Origin of the sequence: Streptomyces sp. IBSBF 2435 (genome assembly GCF_036815005.1) — a bacterium.
GTDB lineage: Bacteria > Actinomycetota > Actinomycetes > Streptomycetales > Streptomycetaceae > Actinacidiphila.
Window position 1 is genome coordinate 1 of sequence record NZ_JAJSYW010000176.1, and the last position, 15,115, is coordinate 15,115.

Consider the following 15,115-nt stretch of genomic DNA (forward strand, 5'->3'; position numbering starts at 1 on the left):
GGCGAAAGTACCATCCGCCTCCCAGAAGTCCTGCCAGCGCCGCTCGATATCGGCAGCCAGGCGCGCGGTATAGCGGTGGGGCGGCTGTTCGCCGTGCTCCGCGCGCGCCGTCCCGAAGGCGGGCGTTGGGCTCATCGTCGAACTCCTTCGTCAGGTGAGGGGGCTGGAACGCACACACCGCGCGGCGATCGCTTCACGTCGCCCGGGCGGATCCTGCCGAGTTTCCCGGCGCGGCCGTACAGCTCTGGCCGGCGCCGCTCCCCTTGTCACGGAGCTCAACGGACAGCAGCGTCCGGCCGCGGCCCGGGCGCAGATTCCACCGCAGCCGCAGGCGGCCCATCCGTATCGCGGTGCCGCCCACTCCCAGGGACGCGCCCGCGGCGATCAGCCCGCCGGCCAGAAACCCGATCCGGGGGCCGCAGGCGTCGGTGACCCAGCCCGTGAGGGGGCCGCCGATCGGAACGCCGCCGAGGAAGACGAGCATGTACAGGCTCATGACCCGGCCGCGCATGCCGGAATCGCTGGCGAGCTGGACGATCGTGTTGGCTGTGGTGTTGAACGCCAACCCGAAAGCTCCGACCGGCACCATGAGGACGGCGAAGAACCAGAACGCCGGGGCCAGCGCGGCCACCACTTCGATCATCCCGAAGAGCAGCGCGCCGATCAGCAGAAGCCGCAGCTGGGTGCGGCCGTGGCGGGCGGCCAGCAGCGCGCCGACCACGGCACCGACCGCCATCAGGCTGTTGAGCAGGCCGTAGGTGCCGGCGCCCCCGTGGAACACCTTGTTGGCGAACGCGGAGAGCCAGATCGGGAAGTTGAGGCTGAAAGTGCCGACAAAGCCGACCAGCACGATCGGCCGGACGAGTTCCGGCTTCCCCGCCACGTAGCGCAGCCCCTCACGCAGCTGTCCGCGGCCGCGGGGCACGGGTTCGACCTCATGCAGTTCCGACGTCCTCATCAGGAGGAGGCCGGCGAACGGGGCCAGAAAGGACAGGCCGTTGATCAGGAACGCCCAACCGATGCTCAACGTCGTGATCACGATCCCGGCGACCGCCGGACCGACCAGCCGGGAGACCTGGAAACTGGCGGAGTTCAGCGAGACGGCGTTGCGGACTCCGGCCGGCCCCACCATCTCCACCACGAAGGTCTGCCGGGTGGGATTGTCCACGACGATCACCGCACCGACCATGAAGGCGACGGTGTAGACCTGCCATACCCGCACGGCGCCGCTGAGCGCGAGTACGGCGAGGGCCAGCCCGAGAAGTCCTAACGCGGCCTGGGTGCAGAGCAGAATCCGCCGTTTGGGATACCGGTCGGCGATCACCCCGCCGTACAGGCCGAAGAGCAGCATCGGCAGAAACTGCAAGGCCGTGGTGACGCCCACCGCGAAGGACGAGCCGGTGAGGCTGAACACCAGCCAGTCCTGGGCAATTCGCGCCATCCAGGTGCCCGTGTTGGAGATCGCCGCGGCAGTGGCGAAAAGGCGGTAATTGCGAATCCGCAACGAGCCGAAGGTGCCCGCTGTCTCCGTGGGACGGCTGGGCCCGGTTCCGGTGTCCACGTCGGCCGGCGCGCTCAATCGGTACCCCCTTCCCGTTCATGGCGTGTCGCCTTGCATCGCGTTCACGATCCCGTGGGCGACGGCGGACCCGTGGGTCCGTCACGTGTCCGACTTGGTCCAGCATGCCCGGTTTCTGCCGGTGGCTCGATCGAGCCGCCCCAGGATCACCCGCAGGCCGCACCGTGACAAGAGGGGGTGCTATGCGCCGATGGGCGGCTCAGGACCGACCCTCCGCGCATGTGCGAAAGAGGGTGGGGAACTGTGCGTGAGGATCCGCTCGCCGGGATTCCGCGCGCCACCTGGGGCGCTGCGGGCACCGATGCTCCCGTCTCACTCGCATCAGTCATACGACCGCTACTACGTCAGCACCGTAGGACCCAAGCTGGAGAACGTAGACCGTCCGATGGCGGCGGGGGGAGAAAAGCTACGTCCGCCTTATTCGGCCGGTGTGTCCGAATCGCGGTGCGTCAGGCTCTCTTTTCGACCTGGAGCAGCCGTGCCCGGGCCGGCGTACGCGCTGAGGAGCGCCACCGGAGCATCGGCGGCGCTCCTCGGCGCGTACGGGGTGGTCAGCCGCGGTGGCCGCGGTGGCCGCGGTGGCCAGGTCAGGGCTTTGCGGCAGCGCCGTAGCCGTAGCTGGAGGTGAGGTTGCCGCTGGTGTCGCGCAGGGCGGCGTTGTCACCCTTGTCGTTCCAGATGGGCTTGCCGCTGCCGTAGCTGAAGCCTGGTTTTGCCGGTGAACACACAGCCGCTCTTGCCGCCGCCCGCGGGTATGCCCCACCGCACATTGCTGGTGCCGAGCCCTTCGAGATCGGGCGGGCTGGCGGTCATCGAAGGCACGTACCTGTCGTGGTGACAGTCGGCATACGTCGTCTCGCTTCCTGCTCGGGCAGTCGGCGGCAGGACGAGCCCGGCCCGGCTGCGGTTCGCACGCCACAAGGAGGCGCGGTCACGAAACGTAGCCCCGCCGACACATGGCGTGGGCGATGATCTTGTGTCCTGACCTGAAAGCAGGCCCCGTGGCCGGTCGGACGCTCTTGACCGCCTCACCACGGCGACGCGGACGGTCCGAGGGGCGGCCGGGTCCGTTCCCCGAGCGTCGAATTCATCCTTGCGGGTGAACTGGAAATCCTCGGTGGCACGCTCACCCGTGAGCCTCGTGGGTGGAGGATCCGCCCATCATGCGGAGCATCGCCGTGCCGCCGGTGCGGAAGAACCGCACCAGGAGGGCGGCGGCCAGCAGGAGGAAGGTGATGTTGAGCCACGTGGTGTAGTCCCAGGTGACGCCCTCCGTCGGGATCTTCGCGCCGGCCTGGTCGGGCACGAGGCCCAGGCCGCTGAAAGCGAACTCCACGGCGTACCCGGCGATGGCCGTGGCGAGGTAGAACGTGCCGAGCAGGAAGAGCGCCATTCTCGCGCCGTAATACTTCCGGTAGATGTTCAGGATCGGCAGGATCAGCAGGTCGGCGAAGACGAACGCGACGACACCGCCGAAACTGATGCCTCCCTTCCACAGCACGACCGCGAGCGGCACATTGCCGATGGAGCACACGAACGAGGCGATCGCGACGAGCGGGCCGACGACGGGCCCCCAGAGTTTGGAGGCCAGCGGATGGCCTTCGAAGAAGAACGTGCGCCAGAAGGAGTCGGGCACCCAGGCGGCGACGGCGCCTGCGATGAGCAGGCCGATGACCAGGTCGCGCAGGATCGCCGCCCATTCCATGACGAAGACGTGGCTGGTGGAGGTGAAGCCCTCGCGGGACAGCAGCCGCCGGGCGAAGGAGCCCTCGCGTGTGACGGACATGTCCATCGCGGCATGGCCCTCCATCGAACCGGCCAGCCCCTGTTCGGCCTGCTCGCGTGCCTGGCGCAGGCGTGTGTCGTGCAGGAGCAGCCGGAAGAGCACCGCGAGCACGACGATCATGAGGGTGCCGCCGGCGAACTCCGCCGCGGTGAATTGCCAGCCCATCAGCAGCGCGAGGATGACGCCCAGCTCGACGACGAGGTTGGTCGAGGCGATCTCGAAGGCCATCGCCGCGGTGAAGTTCGCGCCCTTGCGGAACAGCGAGCGGGCCAGGGCGACCGCCGCGTAGGAGCAGGAGGACGAGGCGGCGCCCAGGCCGGCGGCGACAGCGAGGGTGCGGGGGCGGTCGTCGCCGAGCAGCGAGACGACGGTGGACTTGCGGACGACGGCCTGGACGACGGCGGACAGGGCGAAACCCAGGATCAGGGCCCAGGTGATCTCCCAGGCCATGGAACCGGTGATCGACAGGGCGTGCAGTACGGCGTGGATCATCCCTGAAGCCTTCCGGGACGAGCAGGACATGGGGTCCACCGACACGGGGCACTGCGCGGCACGCCAGTGCCCGAGTTGTCGGGAGGTGATGGCCAGGGCATCATGAAAATGACGATCGCACATATGGTGTTCGCGCCAGATCGGAAGCGGCCTGAACGTAATCGCGGGCTCGTGGTCCTCGGCCTGACAGCGCCGATTCGCCGATTCACCCGCTCGCGGTACGGGAGACGGGTCCGGTGCGCCCCGCATGATCCAGCACGACCCTGGTGCGGGAGGCTCGCAGTGGGCAGTGTTTCCTTTCTTCTGATAGCCGTCATCCTGACCGCGCTCGCCTTCGATTTCACCAACGGGTTCCACGACACCGCCAACTCCATGGCGACATCCATCGCCACCGGGGCGCTGTCGCCGCGGGTGGCCGTCGCAGTGGCCGGCGTCCTCAACCTCGTCGGCGCCTTTCTCTCGACGAAAGTGGCATCCACTATTTCCACCGGGATCGTCGACGACAAAAAGGTCTCTTTGGTGATGATCTTCGCGGGACTGGTGGGCGCGATTCTGTGGAATCTGACCACCTGGCTCTTCGGCCTTCCGTCGAGTTCCTCGCACGCGTTGTTCGGCGGGCTCATCGGGGCGGTATGGGTCGGGGCCGGCGGACCGGCGATCCATTTCGACACGGTCGTCGAGAAGATCGTGATCCCGGCGATCGCCTCACCGATCCTGGCATGCGGGGTGGCCCTGGTGGCGACGTACCTGGCCTATGTGATCACCCGGCGGACGTCGGAGCGCAAGGCGAGAAAAGGGTTCCGCAGGGGGCAGATCGGGTCGGCCTCCCTGGTGGCCCTGGCCCACGGCACCAACGACGCGCAGAAGACCATGGGGGTCATCACCCTCGCGCTCATCTCCACCGGAGTCCTCCACCGCGGCGCGCAACCGCCCTGGTGGGTCGTGCTCTCGGCCGGCCTGGCGATATCGCTGGGCACGTACGTCGGCGGCTGGCGGATCATCCGCACCATGGGAAGGGGCCTGACCGACATCGAGGCCCCCCAGGGCTTCACCGCGGAGACCACCGCGACGGCGGTCATCCTGTCCTCGTCGCACCTGGGATTCGCGCTGTCCACCACCCAGGTCTGCACCGGCGGCATCCTGGGCGCGGGCCTCGGCCGCAGACTGGCCCGGGTGCGGTGGGGTGTCGCCGGGCGGATCGCGGTGTCCTGGGCCCTGACCCTGCCCGCGGCGGCGGCCGTGGGAGGCGTCGCGGCGTGGGTCGCCGACCGGGGGAACCTCGGTGTCGCCCTCGTCGCGCTTGTCGCCCTGGCCGCGGCGGCCGGCTTCTACGCACTGTCCCGGCGCGCGCCGGTGAACCGGGAGAACGTCAACGAACTGCCCGACCGGCACGAGGAACCCGCCGACCGGTCGGCCGTGTGATCCCCGCAGCGGTCGAAGGAGCGCAGGATGGATATCAAATGGACCAGCCTCGGGGAGGTGGCGCTGGCCAGTTTCGGTGTCACCGTCCTGGTCGTCGTGATGTTCTCCCTAGGGGTCGTCGCCTGGAACCGCATGGTGGCACCGCGGGGTGCGGGCCCGGTCGGCCGACGGGACCGGGTCGCCGGGGGCGCGGCGGTGCTGTGCTTGGCCGCGTGCCTGGCGGCGGCGGCGTACGGAATAGACATGATCGTCCCCGGCTGACGGTGTCGCCGCGCTACGAGACGGCGCGGTACGTCATGGTGCGGGTGCGGTTTTCGGCGGGGCGGGAGAATTGGGCCAGGGAGACCGCCCCGTAGCGGGCCTGAACACCGGCCCACGCCGGGTCGACTGGTGCTCGGCGCGCTGATGGCGGTGGCGGCGTGTGCCGCCGGGACGGCCGCACGATGGGCCGAGCGGCGTCGGACGGCCGATCGTGCGGTGGGCGACCGCGGACCTCTACGGGACTCAGAGGTGTCCTGGGCCGCCGGCCGGCTCGGGCAGCGGGCGGGCGGCGCGGAGCCGCAGGTGGCGGCTGTGGTGCCGCTGCTCCAAGCCGGGCGGCGCAGTTTCGGGAGCCGGTACGATCAGATTCTAATAACAGGCCCATGGCGCCAAACGCGTGGATCACGAAAAGAGAGCAAAAAGCGGCTGCACGGGGGAGGTCAGCGTCGGTCAGGGGGCGTCGTGGGGGTGACGGCGCGGCGTAGCTGTTCCATCTTGGGCGGGAGCAGGTGCGCGAGCGCGTATCGCCGGCGGCCGGTGGCGTAGGCGCGGGCGAGGCCCCTGTCCTCCAGCGGCAGGCCGGGCGGGCGGAGGGCGGCGCGGCCGTGGTCGTCGGGCAGGCCGGTGTGGTTGGACCGAAGGCTCACCCACAGTGCGGTGGCCGCGCCTTGCAGGGGGGCGGTCAGCTGTCCGCGGGCCGGGAGCCACTGCCGTAGCGCCCGTGTGGTCAGCATGGACAGCGGCAGCACATCCGGTCCGGCGAGTGCCACTGCGGCTGTGCTGTGCTGCGGGCGGCGCCGCACTGTCACATGGGACATGTCCTCGTGGAGGTCGGCGAGTTGCTGGCCGGCCAGCTCGCCGGCGCGGGCCGCGGTGTCCAGGACCATGGCGACCATGGCGGTGAACCGCGCCTGGCCGGGGTCGAGTTGCGCCGACAGGGCGTCGCCGAGCCGCCCGCGCAGCTCCGCGAGTTCACCGGGCTGCGGTGTGGGCCGCAGCGCGACCGGCGGGCGGGTGGCCGGATCGCGCCCCCAGGGCGGTGCGGCCGTCTGCAGCCGCGGCTGCCGCGCTGCCGCGAGGAGCAGGTCGACGCAGTCCCGTCGCGCCTGGTTGGTCGCACGGCTGGTCGGCGGCCTGCCTCCGCCGACCAGCCGGTCCCGCAGCTCGCCGGACTCGGCCACGTCGAAGTACCGCTGGAGCGTGCGGACATCGAGCAGCGTGGTCAGGCTGTCGCGGGCCGGGCGGAAGGCGTCCAGGGCCAGTGCCCGGGACAGTTCGCCGCGGAAGGCGCCGAGTTGGCGCCGCCGGGAGGGGCCGACCGCGGGCATGGAGTCGAGCAGGTGGTCGAGTGCGCGGATCGAGGCGTACACCCGGCGATTGTCCCGCACCGTACCGCCCCGCTCTGGCCCGCACCGCCCTGGACCTGCCGCGCCGGCGGCAACCGAGCACGGGATTCGTCAGGCGAAGGTGTCGCAGTCGGCGACGGCGCCGGACTTGTAGCCGGTGGTGAACCACTGCTGGCGTTGCGCCGCCGAGCCGTGGGTCCAGGTGTCCGGGGTGACCTTGCCCTGGTACTTCTGCTGGATGCGGTCGTCGCCTACGGAGGCGGCCGCGTCCAGCCCCAGGCTGATGTCGGACTGCGTCAGTTGGGTGATGAGCGGCTTTCCGCTCCCGGGGTCAGGGGTGGTGGTGGCGTGGTGGGCCCATACCCCGGCGTAGCAGTCCGCCTGTAGCTCCAGTTTCACCGAGCCGCTGTTCCGGCCCTCGCCGCTGCCCCGGGAGATGGTGCCGCTCAGGTCCTGGATGTGGTGCCCGTATTCGTGCGCGATGACGTACGCCTGGGCGAAGGGGCCCCCCTTGGCGCCGAACTTGCTGCTGAGCTCGTCGAAGAAGCCGAGGTCCAGGTAGACCTTGTCGTCGGCGGAGCAGTAGAAGGGCCCGACCTCGGAGGTCGCGTTTCCGCAGCCGGTGCTCACGCTGCCGGTGAACAGCGAGGTCGGGGCCTGGGTGTAGGACTTCCCCGCGGCCGTCTCGGTCTGCTTCCAGAACGCCTGGACGCTGTCGACCACGGCCACGACCCGGCAGTCGTCCTTGCTGTTGGCGTCCGCGCCGGTACGGCAGTCCGCCGCGAGATCGCCTGAGCCGGTGCCGTGGGCACCCGTGCCGGTGGTGCTGTCGGAGCTGAGCAGGCCCGGGTTCACCCCGAAGACCACCGAGGCGATCAGCACCAGCAGTCCGACCACTCCGCCGCCCACCGTCTTCCCGCCACCGGGGATCCCGCCCAGTGCCCCGCCCCGGTTGTCCTGGACCTCGGAGGTGTCCAGGGCGGCGTTGTCGTCGAACTCCATTCGCTGACTCTCCTCAAGCCGCGCGCGCCGGCCTGCCCCGCGCCGCCCGGTCCGCCTACCCCTCCGAGCGGGTCTCATCCGGGGAGCTTCCTGCCGGAGCCGGAGCCGGAGCCGGAGCCGGAGCCGGAGCCGGCGTCATGGCGACCGCCGGCTCCGTCGCGCTTCCGGTTGAGTGAACGCGTCCTGCGCGGTTATGCGGTGCGCATGACTGATGCGCACCGCAAGCCCGACAGTTCATCTCCCCGCGAGAACGAAGATGTGGAGGACGAGGTCATGGATGAGGTGCTCGCCTCCTACACCGACGCGATCAACGAACGCCAGGTTCCTCGTGTCCCGGAGCATGACGACCCTGAGCGGAAGTGATCCTGGGCGGGAGTGACCCGGAGCGGGGGTGATCCTGGGCGGGAGCGGCCCGGCCCGGCGCGCCTCCGCCCCGTCACGGCCGCGCTGACGCCGGGAGCCTCAGTTGAGGGTGCAGCCGCTGGCTCCGTAGAGGCCGTTGTCGCCCGCGGCGAATGCCTGGCAGGTGACCGTCTGGTGGCCGTAGTTGTAGACGGGCGGGCCGAACGGGCCGGGGAAGAAGCCGATGGCGCTCAGCTGGTCCACCTCGACGGTGTAAGGGCCCCCGGTGTCGGTGAAGGAGCCGCAGCCGACAGCGGTGAAGTTGTAGATCGAGCCGAGGACTCCGAAACCGGTGGTGCAGTGCACGGCGGTGGCCGCCTGGGCGCTGCCCGCACCGGCCATGACACCTCCGACCGCGAGGGCCGCTGTGGCGAAGAGTGTGGCGGTGGCGCGGGTGTGGCTGCGTAAGCTCATGTGTCCTAAATCCTCCTGCTTGACGGAGGAACAGGCTAAAGGTCCGTAGCCCGGGCGCGCATCACCCGATCGGACTAGTGCGGCCCGGGCGAATGACCAGTGGGCACCGTCAGGTCGAGGTCACGGTGCGCCTACCCTGGAGTGCGGCGCGCAGAGCACCTTTGGGTGCGGGGTATTTCTCCGGCGGCCACTGAACGCCCGGGCAGCGACGCGGGTACCTGCGACTGCCTTCACCCGTGCACAGAGGAAAGCGAGCTGAATCGCCATGGCGGACAACGCCACTTTGCAGTCCCAGTATCTTGCCCAGGTCGAGGCCGACCTGGAGCGCACCACCAAGGAGAAGACCCGTATCGCCGCCGAGCTGGCTGCGTTGCAGGAGCAGTTGACGGTCCTGGAGCAGGACCACGCACTGCTGGTCGGCGTCCGGCAGACCCTGGTCGGTGCGACACCCGCGACCGCGCAGGGAGCCGGTCCGGTCGGCGTACCGGCCGATGCGCCGACGGTGCCCCGGGCGCGTACTCCCAAGCCGGCCGCCCGGACACGCAAGTCGTCCGCCGCCGAGAAGCCCGCGGCCAAGAGCGCGACAGCCGCCAGCGGTTCCTCGGGCACCCCGACCCTGGTGAAGCTGGTGGCCGCCGACCTCACCGAGCACGGCGAACCGCGCTCGGCAGCCGAGATCACCACGTCACTCACCCGGGCCCACCCCGGCCGGAAGATCCAGCCGACCGCGGTGCGCAACACCCTCGAAGCCCTGGTGGCCAAGGGACAGAGCCTCCGCTCCAAGCAGGGCCGGTCCGTCTACTACTCACCGGCCGCAACCGCCCCCGCCCCGGCCGCGGCAGCCGACGAGACCGCTGCCGCGACCGCCTAGCTGCCGGGCCGCTGCTCAGGCTCGTGCTCGACCCGGGTGACACGTGGGCGCGAGGGTGAGCGGGACCGGACCTTCCCTGCCGCGGCAAGAAGCTGTGCCCGGCCCGCGAGCGGCCGGCTCAGGGGGTCGGCCTTCGTTCAGCAGACGGCGTACGCGGCCTGGGTCGGGATCCAGTTGGCGTCGCGGCCGGTGGCGGCGAGCAATTCGGCGCCCGGGCCTGCCGGATGGTCTGTCCTGGGCGGGGCGAGCATGCCGAGCTCCCGCAAGGGGCCGACGAGGAACCGCGCGGCGGGCCGCAGGCCGTCGGCGAGGTCGTCCTCCAGGGGCAGGCGCTGGCCGGTGGCGACGGCGATGTCCCATGCGTGGACGGCCGCGTCGAAAGCCGCGCAACAGGCTGCCTGCGAAGGCGGCATCGGCCCCATGGGCGTGGGCACCTCGGCAAGGCCGGCCGGCAGGTCGGCGAGCGTGGCGCGCAGGCCGTCGAGCGAATCACCCAGGACGTCGGTGTGCTGCGGCGGCAGGGCGTCCTCGGGCGCGAAGACGGGCTCGAGGCTCACCCCGCCGGCTTCGGCGATGACCGCCGTGTAGGCGTCCTGCGCGAGCCGCGCGTGATTGAGAACCTGCCGTGCCGTCCACTGGTCGCACGGGGTGCGCGCACCCCACGCGTCCTCCGGTACGTCGAGGGCCACGGTGCGCAGGTAGCTGTGGGCCCGGTGCAGGACGCTGAGTCCACCGATGGTCATGTTGCCGACTCCCTCATCAAGATCAGTTCATGGCCGGCTGTATTCCGGCCCGACGGGAGCAACTTCGTGACGGGGGGTCCGGTTCTGCCCGTTCGGCGGAAATCTTCGCCGTCGCACCCGAAATGCCGGACCACGGACCCCGGTGGGGGCCGGCCGATCGGACCCTGACCCCTACAGCAGCGCCGTGGCCTGCCGGCCTGCGCACCCGTTCGAGTGATCGTTTTGCCGAGCGGCACGGGTGCCCCGGCGGGGGAGCAGGACATGGGTGCCGGCGCGGTGTGCCGGCCTTCGTACGAGGCAGAAAATGTGATGCCGGAGAGCAGGAGGGTCGCGCGTTCCCTATCCTCTGACGCCTCACCCGGCGCCGCGCGGGCGGCGCCGCCGCTGACCGAGCCGGTCTTGATACCGCGCGAGGGAGCCGGCGGCCGGCGACGCGCCCGAGTCCGCCCCGAGCAGCGCGTCCGGCAGCGGTTGGCAGCGCGGAGCCGCCGACCGGCTACGCCACCGTCCGTACCTTCGCGTTCGGGCGTACGGAGGGCCGAGGCGCCGGCCAGCTGTGGACGGGGGCGCCGGTCGCGCTCAGCTTCAGGTACCGGCGGGCCATCGCGGTGTCCGAGCCGAGCGCGCGATGGGTCCTGCGCTGCCAGTGGGCACCCGAACGCCCCGCCAGTACCCGGGCCTCCACCACTCCCAGCCACCGCTGCACCTCGCTGTCCGCGACCCCGGCGCCGGCCAGTCCCGCGGCGGCCCGCGGCAGCAGCGCCATGACCAAGTCCCTGGCGGCCACCCGTACGGGCGCCGACGAGCCGGACGGCCACCACAGGCGGGCCGCCATGCCGTCGCGGGCCGCGGTGTAGAAGTTCTCCCGGGCGAGCGCGAAGGGCAGTTCGCCGCCGGGTTCGCGTGCCGCGCGGTCGAGGACCAGTCCGGTCAGCAGTGCGGTGTTGGCCGCCATGTCGGCGGGGGTCGGCCCCGCGGGCAGCGCGCGCAGTTCGATCCGCAGGTGCCCGGCCCCGGCGGGGTCGTAGACCAGGCGGTTCCACCACCACAGGGTGCCCAGGTGCAGCCGCAGCTCCTCCAGCGCCGGCGGGCCGCCGGGCCGGGCGGGCCGGTCCCAGGGTCCGTCCGAGTTGAACGGCATCAGCGGCGCGTACCGGGTCACCGACTCCTCGATCAGCTCCCGGACGCCTCCGCGCAGCCAGTTGTGGCCGAAGCCGGAACGCCGGTCGGCCGGGGCGAACCGGCGCCGGTGCTGGCCGAAGGCCTGCTCGTACCAGGGGATCCGGGTCTCGTCCCACACCCGTCTGCCCAGCAGCAGCGGCGAGTTGGCGCCGACGGCGAGGACGGGGGCCGTCATGAGCTGGGCGGCGTTGTGGAACCGGGTGAACTCCTCCGGGCGCACGGTGAGATGCACCTGCCACGAACTGGCGGCGCCCTGCGAGCAGATCGTGTCCGAGCGCATCCGGCAGCGCTGCTCACCGGTGACGCGCAGACCGCGCCCCGCCCGCCCCAGCGCGTCGTCGAGCAGCGCGTACCGCTTCCTGGACGACACGTTGCGGCGCGTCAGATCGCCGGGCCGCAGCGTCGGCAGGAGGCCCGCGCAGTACGGCTCGGCTCCGTAGCGGGCGCCTGCCTCGCGCACGATGTCCAGCAGGGCCGCAGCCTCGTCGTGGAGCGCGGTGAACGGGCGGGAGCGCAAGGGGACCGGGGTGAGGTTGGCCTCCAGGTTGTAGCGGTTGACCTCCAGGACGAGGCGGGAGTCGGCGGCCACCGCCCGTACCTCCTCGTTCCGCGGGACAGGGACGCCGTCCGGCGTCACGAGGAACATCTCCATCTCGGCGCCGATCGTCCGCTCCCCGCCACCGAAGCCGGGCGAGGAGAGCAGCTCGTCGAGAAGACCGAGCGAGGCGCGCAGCCGCGCCGCGAATCGCGCGGTGTCCTCGTCGGTGAAGTCGCGCTGCGGAAGTTCGCGTCCCATGGCTTGCTCCCGGCTGTCGTCATGGGCCGGGCACCCGGCCGCTGCCGATCAGCCGTCGCTCGGGGGGTCGGCACAAAACCATACAGGCCCGGCGCCGCATAATCCGAGGTCACAGCGCCTCGGCGTACGATCTGCTCCAGCTCTCGCCCCTGCCTTCCCCGCTCCCGGCCCCACTGCCCAGAACAGCTGGACCGCAGGCCAGGCCGCCCTGAACACCGCAGGGCGCCGCCGCCGGGCGCGATCGGGGACGCATCGCCGTCCGCGCCTGCAATTGCGCCTGCACGGTCCGGCTCACCGCCGCAGCACCTCTCAGCGGCTCCTGCTCGGCATACGGTCTGCGGCTCGTGCGGCTTCCGCCTGGTCGGGGAGGAGGGGTGAGGGCTCTGCGCCGGTGGCGGTCGTGGCAGCATGGCCTCCCATGACCGTGGACGAGGACGGGGACGGCTGGCCCGATGTGCCGGGGGACACCGCGCTCAGCGTCAGGGTCCCGGAGGCCGACTCGTTGGTCCGGGCGGGATTTCCGGCGCATGTGACGGTGCTCTATCCGTTCTTGCACGCCAGCCGGATCGACACGGGGGTGGAGGACCGGCTGACGGCGCTGTTCGGTTCCCGTGAGCGGTTCACCCTGCACTTCCGGGAGTTCCGCCGTTACCCCGGCGCGCTGACGCTCGACCCCGGCCCGGCTGACCCTGTCCGTGCGCTGATCAAGGACGTCCGCGACGAATGGCCCGAGCTGATCCCGTACCGCGGGATCTTCGGCGACGAGGGACTCGACCCCCATATGACGGTGTCCCGCGGCGAGGGCCCGGACGAATACGAGGCCGCTTACGACGCGCTGGAGTCCGAGTTCGCCTCGCTGCTGCCGCTGAGCTCCTCCGTACGGGAGGTGCGTCTGGTCATCTGGGACGGCGCCGTGTGGCAGGACCGCACCCGGTATCGGCTCGGGGACCCGCCACACCCGAGCCTCTGATCTGCGCGGCCGTCGCCCGGGGCCGTTGCGGTGGCAGGTCCAGATGTTCATCCGGGAGCCTTCTTGCTGGCGGTGCCGTTGTCGACGTCCAGGCATTTGCCGCTGCTCACGCTGACGATGCGGTCGGACCTGTTGCGCAAGCCGTCCGGGCGCAGGGTCCACTGCCGGTTGGTGCCGCCGTGGGGCGACGGGCAGGGAGCGGGGGCGCGCTTGAAGTCGCCCAGCACCACCCGGTTGGCGGTCGGAGGCTGACGACATCGGTTTCGACGTGGACGTCTGGGAGTTGCAGGGGCGGCAGCGGCTGGACGTGGCGGCGGAACCGCGGATCAGCTGAGGATCGGGATGAGGCCGAGGGCGAAGACAAGGTAGAAGCCGGCTGCCACGGTCAGGCGGCCGGGGGTGAGGCGGTGGGCTCGCATGGTCAGCAGGAGGTAGACGATCGCGGCCATGGTGATCAGGCCGGACCAGATCAGCGCGCCGTCGAATTTCCAGGTGGTGAAGATCAGGCCGAGGCCACTGGGGACGGTGGCCTGGATCATCATCGCTCCGGAGATGTTCGCCAGTGCGAGTCTGGTCTTGCCCTGCCGTACCCAGATGACGGCGTTCATCACTTCGGGGAGTTCGGTGGCGACGGGGGAGAGCAGGAGCGCTGTCACCGTGGTGGACAGGCCGAGCATGGGGCCGATCGCGTCGAGCTGCTTCACGAAGAGCTGCGAGGCGAAGAAGATCACCGCGAGGGTGGCCAGCGTCTGGGTGACGACCGCCCAGGTGGCCGGCGACGCGGACGTGCGCTGGAGTCTGAGCGACTCCAACTCCTCGTGCTCCCCGCCGGCCTCGTCGTCGGCACGGATCTCGCGCCAGAAGTAGACGGCGTAGGCGGCGAAGAACAGGGCGCCCAGGACGGGCTTGTACGCGAAGGCGACCAGGCCGAGGGCGACCTTCACGACGAAGATCGGCAGGAACCACTTCTGGTCCTTGGCCAGCCGCCGCATGTCCTTCTCGTCGCCCAGCGCCTGCTGGGCGGACCGCGCGGGCATCATGCCGCTCTCCCCGCGCACGTCGGTCTCACGGCGACGGCGCTTGAGCAGCAGTATGAATCCGGTGACGCCGTAGGCGATGGTGGACAGCGCCAGCGGGCCGCCCATCGCGGCTCCGACGCCGATGTCCTTGGCCTCGGGGGTGCTGCCGGTGGTCACCGCGACCAGCGTCACCACCGATTCGGGCAGCGCCGTGCCGAAGGCGGCCAGGATCGTGCCCACCGCCATCTTGCCGACGTTCAGGCGCTGGCCCAGCCACTCCACGGCGTTGACGAACCACTCGCACGAGAGGTAGATCGCCACCGCACACACGATGAGCAGTACGAAATGGATCACATGGACCATCCAGCCTTCCGGCAACGCGGAAGACCAGGGACGACACGCCGGGAGCACACGTACGACCTCGGCCCTGCGAGCTCCCAGGTGTCCGGGGCCGGCCCGCCCTGACCACCCCGCTCACCGTCCGGACGTGGGCAACGGGGGCGCACCGGCGGACGCAGCGCCGATGCAGTGGTCGGACGCGCCGGTCGTGGTCAACGTCGGCAGCGGCATCTCACTGGTGCGCGACCTCGCGGACCATCCCCTGGGCAGCTCCGCGCCGGCCGCGCCGCTCCACCGGCCCGGTAGGTGCCCGGAACGCTCGGCGTCCCGGGCAACCCGCGTGGGCGGCGGCCGCAGAGGCTGGTGGTCTCAGCGGTCCGGGGCTGCGGTGGTGGGGTTCGCGGTTTCGGCGGCGCGGCGGTATTCGGCGTTGATCCGCTGGGCTTCTTCGAGTTGGTCTTCGAGGATGACGATGCGGCAGGCGGCTTCGA

15 protein-coding genes and 1 pseudogene are annotated in these 15,115 nt (G+C 70.9%); 5 read left to right on the forward strand and 11 right to left on the reverse strand.

Translation table 11 applies throughout. The annotated features are described in order from the left end of the window. Window positions 1–193: 193 nt before the first annotated feature. The 3 genes from V7E46_RS26785 to V7E46_RS26795 form a co-directional block, all read right to left on the reverse strand. Window positions 194–1,579, reverse strand: coding sequence for an MFS transporter (locus tag V7E46_RS26785; RefSeq protein WP_443054357.1), 1,386 nt, complete (start codon window positions 1,577–1,579; stop codon window positions 194–196). 587 nt (window positions 1,580–2,166) lie between these two features. After that, entirely contained in the window at window positions 2,167–2,307 is a 141-nt protein-coding gene (locus V7E46_RS26790; protein ID WP_333770804.1) for a hypothetical protein, read from the reverse strand. Between the two features lie 398 nt (window positions 2,308–2,705). Further along, window positions 2,706–3,854, reverse strand: a complete 1,149-nt coding sequence (locus V7E46_RS26795; protein WP_333770816.1) for a permease — start codon at window positions 3,852–3,854, stop codon at window positions 2,706–2,708. 285 nt (window positions 3,855–4,139) lie between these two features. Between V7E46_RS26795 and V7E46_RS26800 the strand changes: the two genes are divergently transcribed. Then, window positions 4,140–5,279 carry an inorganic phosphate transporter gene (locus tag V7E46_RS26800; RefSeq protein ID WP_333770805.1) on the forward strand — a complete coding sequence of 380 codons (1,140 nt, stop codon included), beginning with the start codon at window positions 4,140–4,142 and terminating at the stop codon, window positions 5,277–5,279. Between the two features lie 27 nt (window positions 5,280–5,306). Further along, a complete protein-coding gene (locus V7E46_RS26805) occupies window positions 5,307–5,540 on the forward strand; it encodes a hypothetical protein (protein WP_333770806.1) in 234 nt (77 codons plus the stop codon). A 440-nt stretch (window positions 5,541–5,980) separates the two neighbouring features. Here the strand turns inward: V7E46_RS26805 and V7E46_RS26810 are convergent, their stop codons facing one another. Both V7E46_RS26810 and ypfJ read right to left on the reverse strand, forming a co-directional pair. Next, window positions 5,981–6,910: a hypothetical protein gene (locus V7E46_RS26810; RefSeq protein WP_333770807.1), complete on the reverse strand. Its 930-nt coding sequence runs from the start codon at window positions 6,908–6,910 to the stop codon at window positions 5,981–5,983. Between the two features lie 87 nt (window positions 6,911–6,997). Beyond that, on the reverse strand, window positions 6,998–7,888 hold the full coding sequence (gene ypfJ / locus V7E46_RS26815; protein WP_333770808.1) for a KPN_02809 family neutral zinc metallopeptidase: 891 nt from the start codon (window positions 7,886–7,888) through the stop codon (window positions 6,998–7,000). Window positions 7,889–8,092: 204 nt separating this feature from the next. Here ypfJ and V7E46_RS26820 point away from each other — a divergent pair, with 204 nt between their 5' ends. Beyond that, a complete protein-coding gene (locus V7E46_RS26820; protein ID WP_329172832.1) occupies window positions 8,093–8,251 on the forward strand; it encodes a hypothetical protein in 159 nt (52 codons plus the stop codon). 99 nt (window positions 8,252–8,350) lie between these two features. Here the strand turns inward: V7E46_RS26820 and V7E46_RS26825 are convergent, their stop codons facing one another. Next, window positions 8,351–8,704 (reverse strand): hypothetical protein, encoded by a 354-nt coding sequence (locus V7E46_RS26825; RefSeq protein WP_333770809.1) that lies wholly within the window; start codon window positions 8,702–8,704, stop codon window positions 8,351–8,353. 265 nt (window positions 8,705–8,969) lie between these two features. Between V7E46_RS26825 and V7E46_RS26830 the strand changes: the two genes are divergently transcribed. Then, complete coding sequence (locus V7E46_RS26830; RefSeq protein ID WP_333770810.1) at window positions 8,970–9,575, forward strand: hypothetical protein; 606 nt, start codon at window positions 8,970–8,972, stop codon at window positions 9,573–9,575. Window positions 9,576–9,712: 137 nt separating this feature from the next. Here V7E46_RS26830 and V7E46_RS26835 read toward each other — a convergent pair whose 3' ends face one another. Then, window positions 9,713–10,318: a TIGR03086 family metal-binding protein gene (locus tag V7E46_RS26835; RefSeq protein ID WP_333770811.1), complete on the reverse strand. Its 606-nt coding sequence runs from the start codon at window positions 10,316–10,318 to the stop codon at window positions 9,713–9,715. A 496-nt stretch (window positions 10,319–10,814) separates the two neighbouring features. Then, a complete protein-coding gene (locus tag V7E46_RS26840; RefSeq protein ID WP_333770812.1) occupies window positions 10,815–12,296 on the reverse strand; it encodes a glutamate--cysteine ligase in 1,482 nt (493 codons plus the stop codon). Window positions 12,297–12,714: 418 nt separating this feature from the next. On the opposite strand from V7E46_RS26840, the gene V7E46_RS26845 reads away from it, so the two are divergent. Then, entirely contained in the window at window positions 12,715–13,266 is a 552-nt protein-coding gene (locus V7E46_RS26845; RefSeq protein ID WP_333770813.1) for a 2'-5' RNA ligase family protein, read from the forward strand. A gap of 47 nt (window positions 13,267–13,313) precedes the next feature. On the opposite strand, the gene V7E46_RS26850 is transcribed toward V7E46_RS26845, so the two are convergent. The 3 genes and pseudogenes from V7E46_RS26850 to V7E46_RS26860 form a co-directional block, all read right to left on the reverse strand. Further along, a complete protein-coding gene (locus tag V7E46_RS26850) occupies window positions 13,314–13,496 on the reverse strand; it encodes an RICIN domain-containing protein (RefSeq protein WP_333770814.1) in 183 nt (60 codons plus the stop codon). Window positions 13,497–13,592: 96 nt separating this feature from the next. Beyond that, on the reverse strand, window positions 13,593–14,648 hold the full coding sequence (locus V7E46_RS26855) for a sodium:calcium antiporter (RefSeq protein WP_443054358.1): 1,056 nt from the start codon (window positions 14,646–14,648) through the stop codon (window positions 13,593–13,595). A gap of 345 nt (window positions 14,649–14,993) precedes the next feature. Next, window positions 14,994–15,115, reverse strand: a pseudogene (locus tag V7E46_RS26860) (MerR family transcriptional regulator); the annotation flags it as partial.

Coding starts and splice junctions, on each gene's coding strand:
- V7E46_RS26845 (WP_333770813.1), top strand. CDS start 12,715: ATGACCGTGGACGAGGACGGGGACGGCTGGCCCGATGTGCCGGGGGAC.
- V7E46_RS26830 (WP_333770810.1), top strand. CDS start 8,970: ATGGCGGACAACGCCACTTTGCAGTCCCAGTATCTTGCCCAGGTCGAG.
- V7E46_RS26855 (WP_443054358.1), bottom strand. CDS start 14,648: ATGGTCCATGTGATCCATTTCGTACTGCTCATCGTGTGTGCGGTGGCG.
- V7E46_RS26820 (WP_329172832.1), top strand. CDS start 8,093: ATGACTGATGCGCACCGCAAGCCCGACAGTTCATCTCCCCGCGAGAAC.
- V7E46_RS26840 (WP_333770812.1), bottom strand. CDS start 12,296: ATGGGACGCGAACTTCCGCAGCGCGACTTCACCGACGAGGACACCGCG.
- V7E46_RS26805 (WP_333770806.1), top strand. CDS start 5,307: ATGGATATCAAATGGACCAGCCTCGGGGAGGTGGCGCTGGCCAGTTTC.
- V7E46_RS26835 (WP_333770811.1), bottom strand. CDS start 10,318: ATGACCATCGGTGGACTCAGCGTCCTGCACCGGGCCCACAGCTACCTG.
- ypfJ (WP_333770808.1), bottom strand. CDS start 7,888: ATGGAGTTCGACGACAACGCCGCCCTGGACACCTCCGAGGTCCAGGAC.
- V7E46_RS26825 (WP_333770809.1), bottom strand. CDS start 8,704: ATGAGCTTACGCAGCCACACCCGCGCCACCGCCACACTCTTCGCCACA.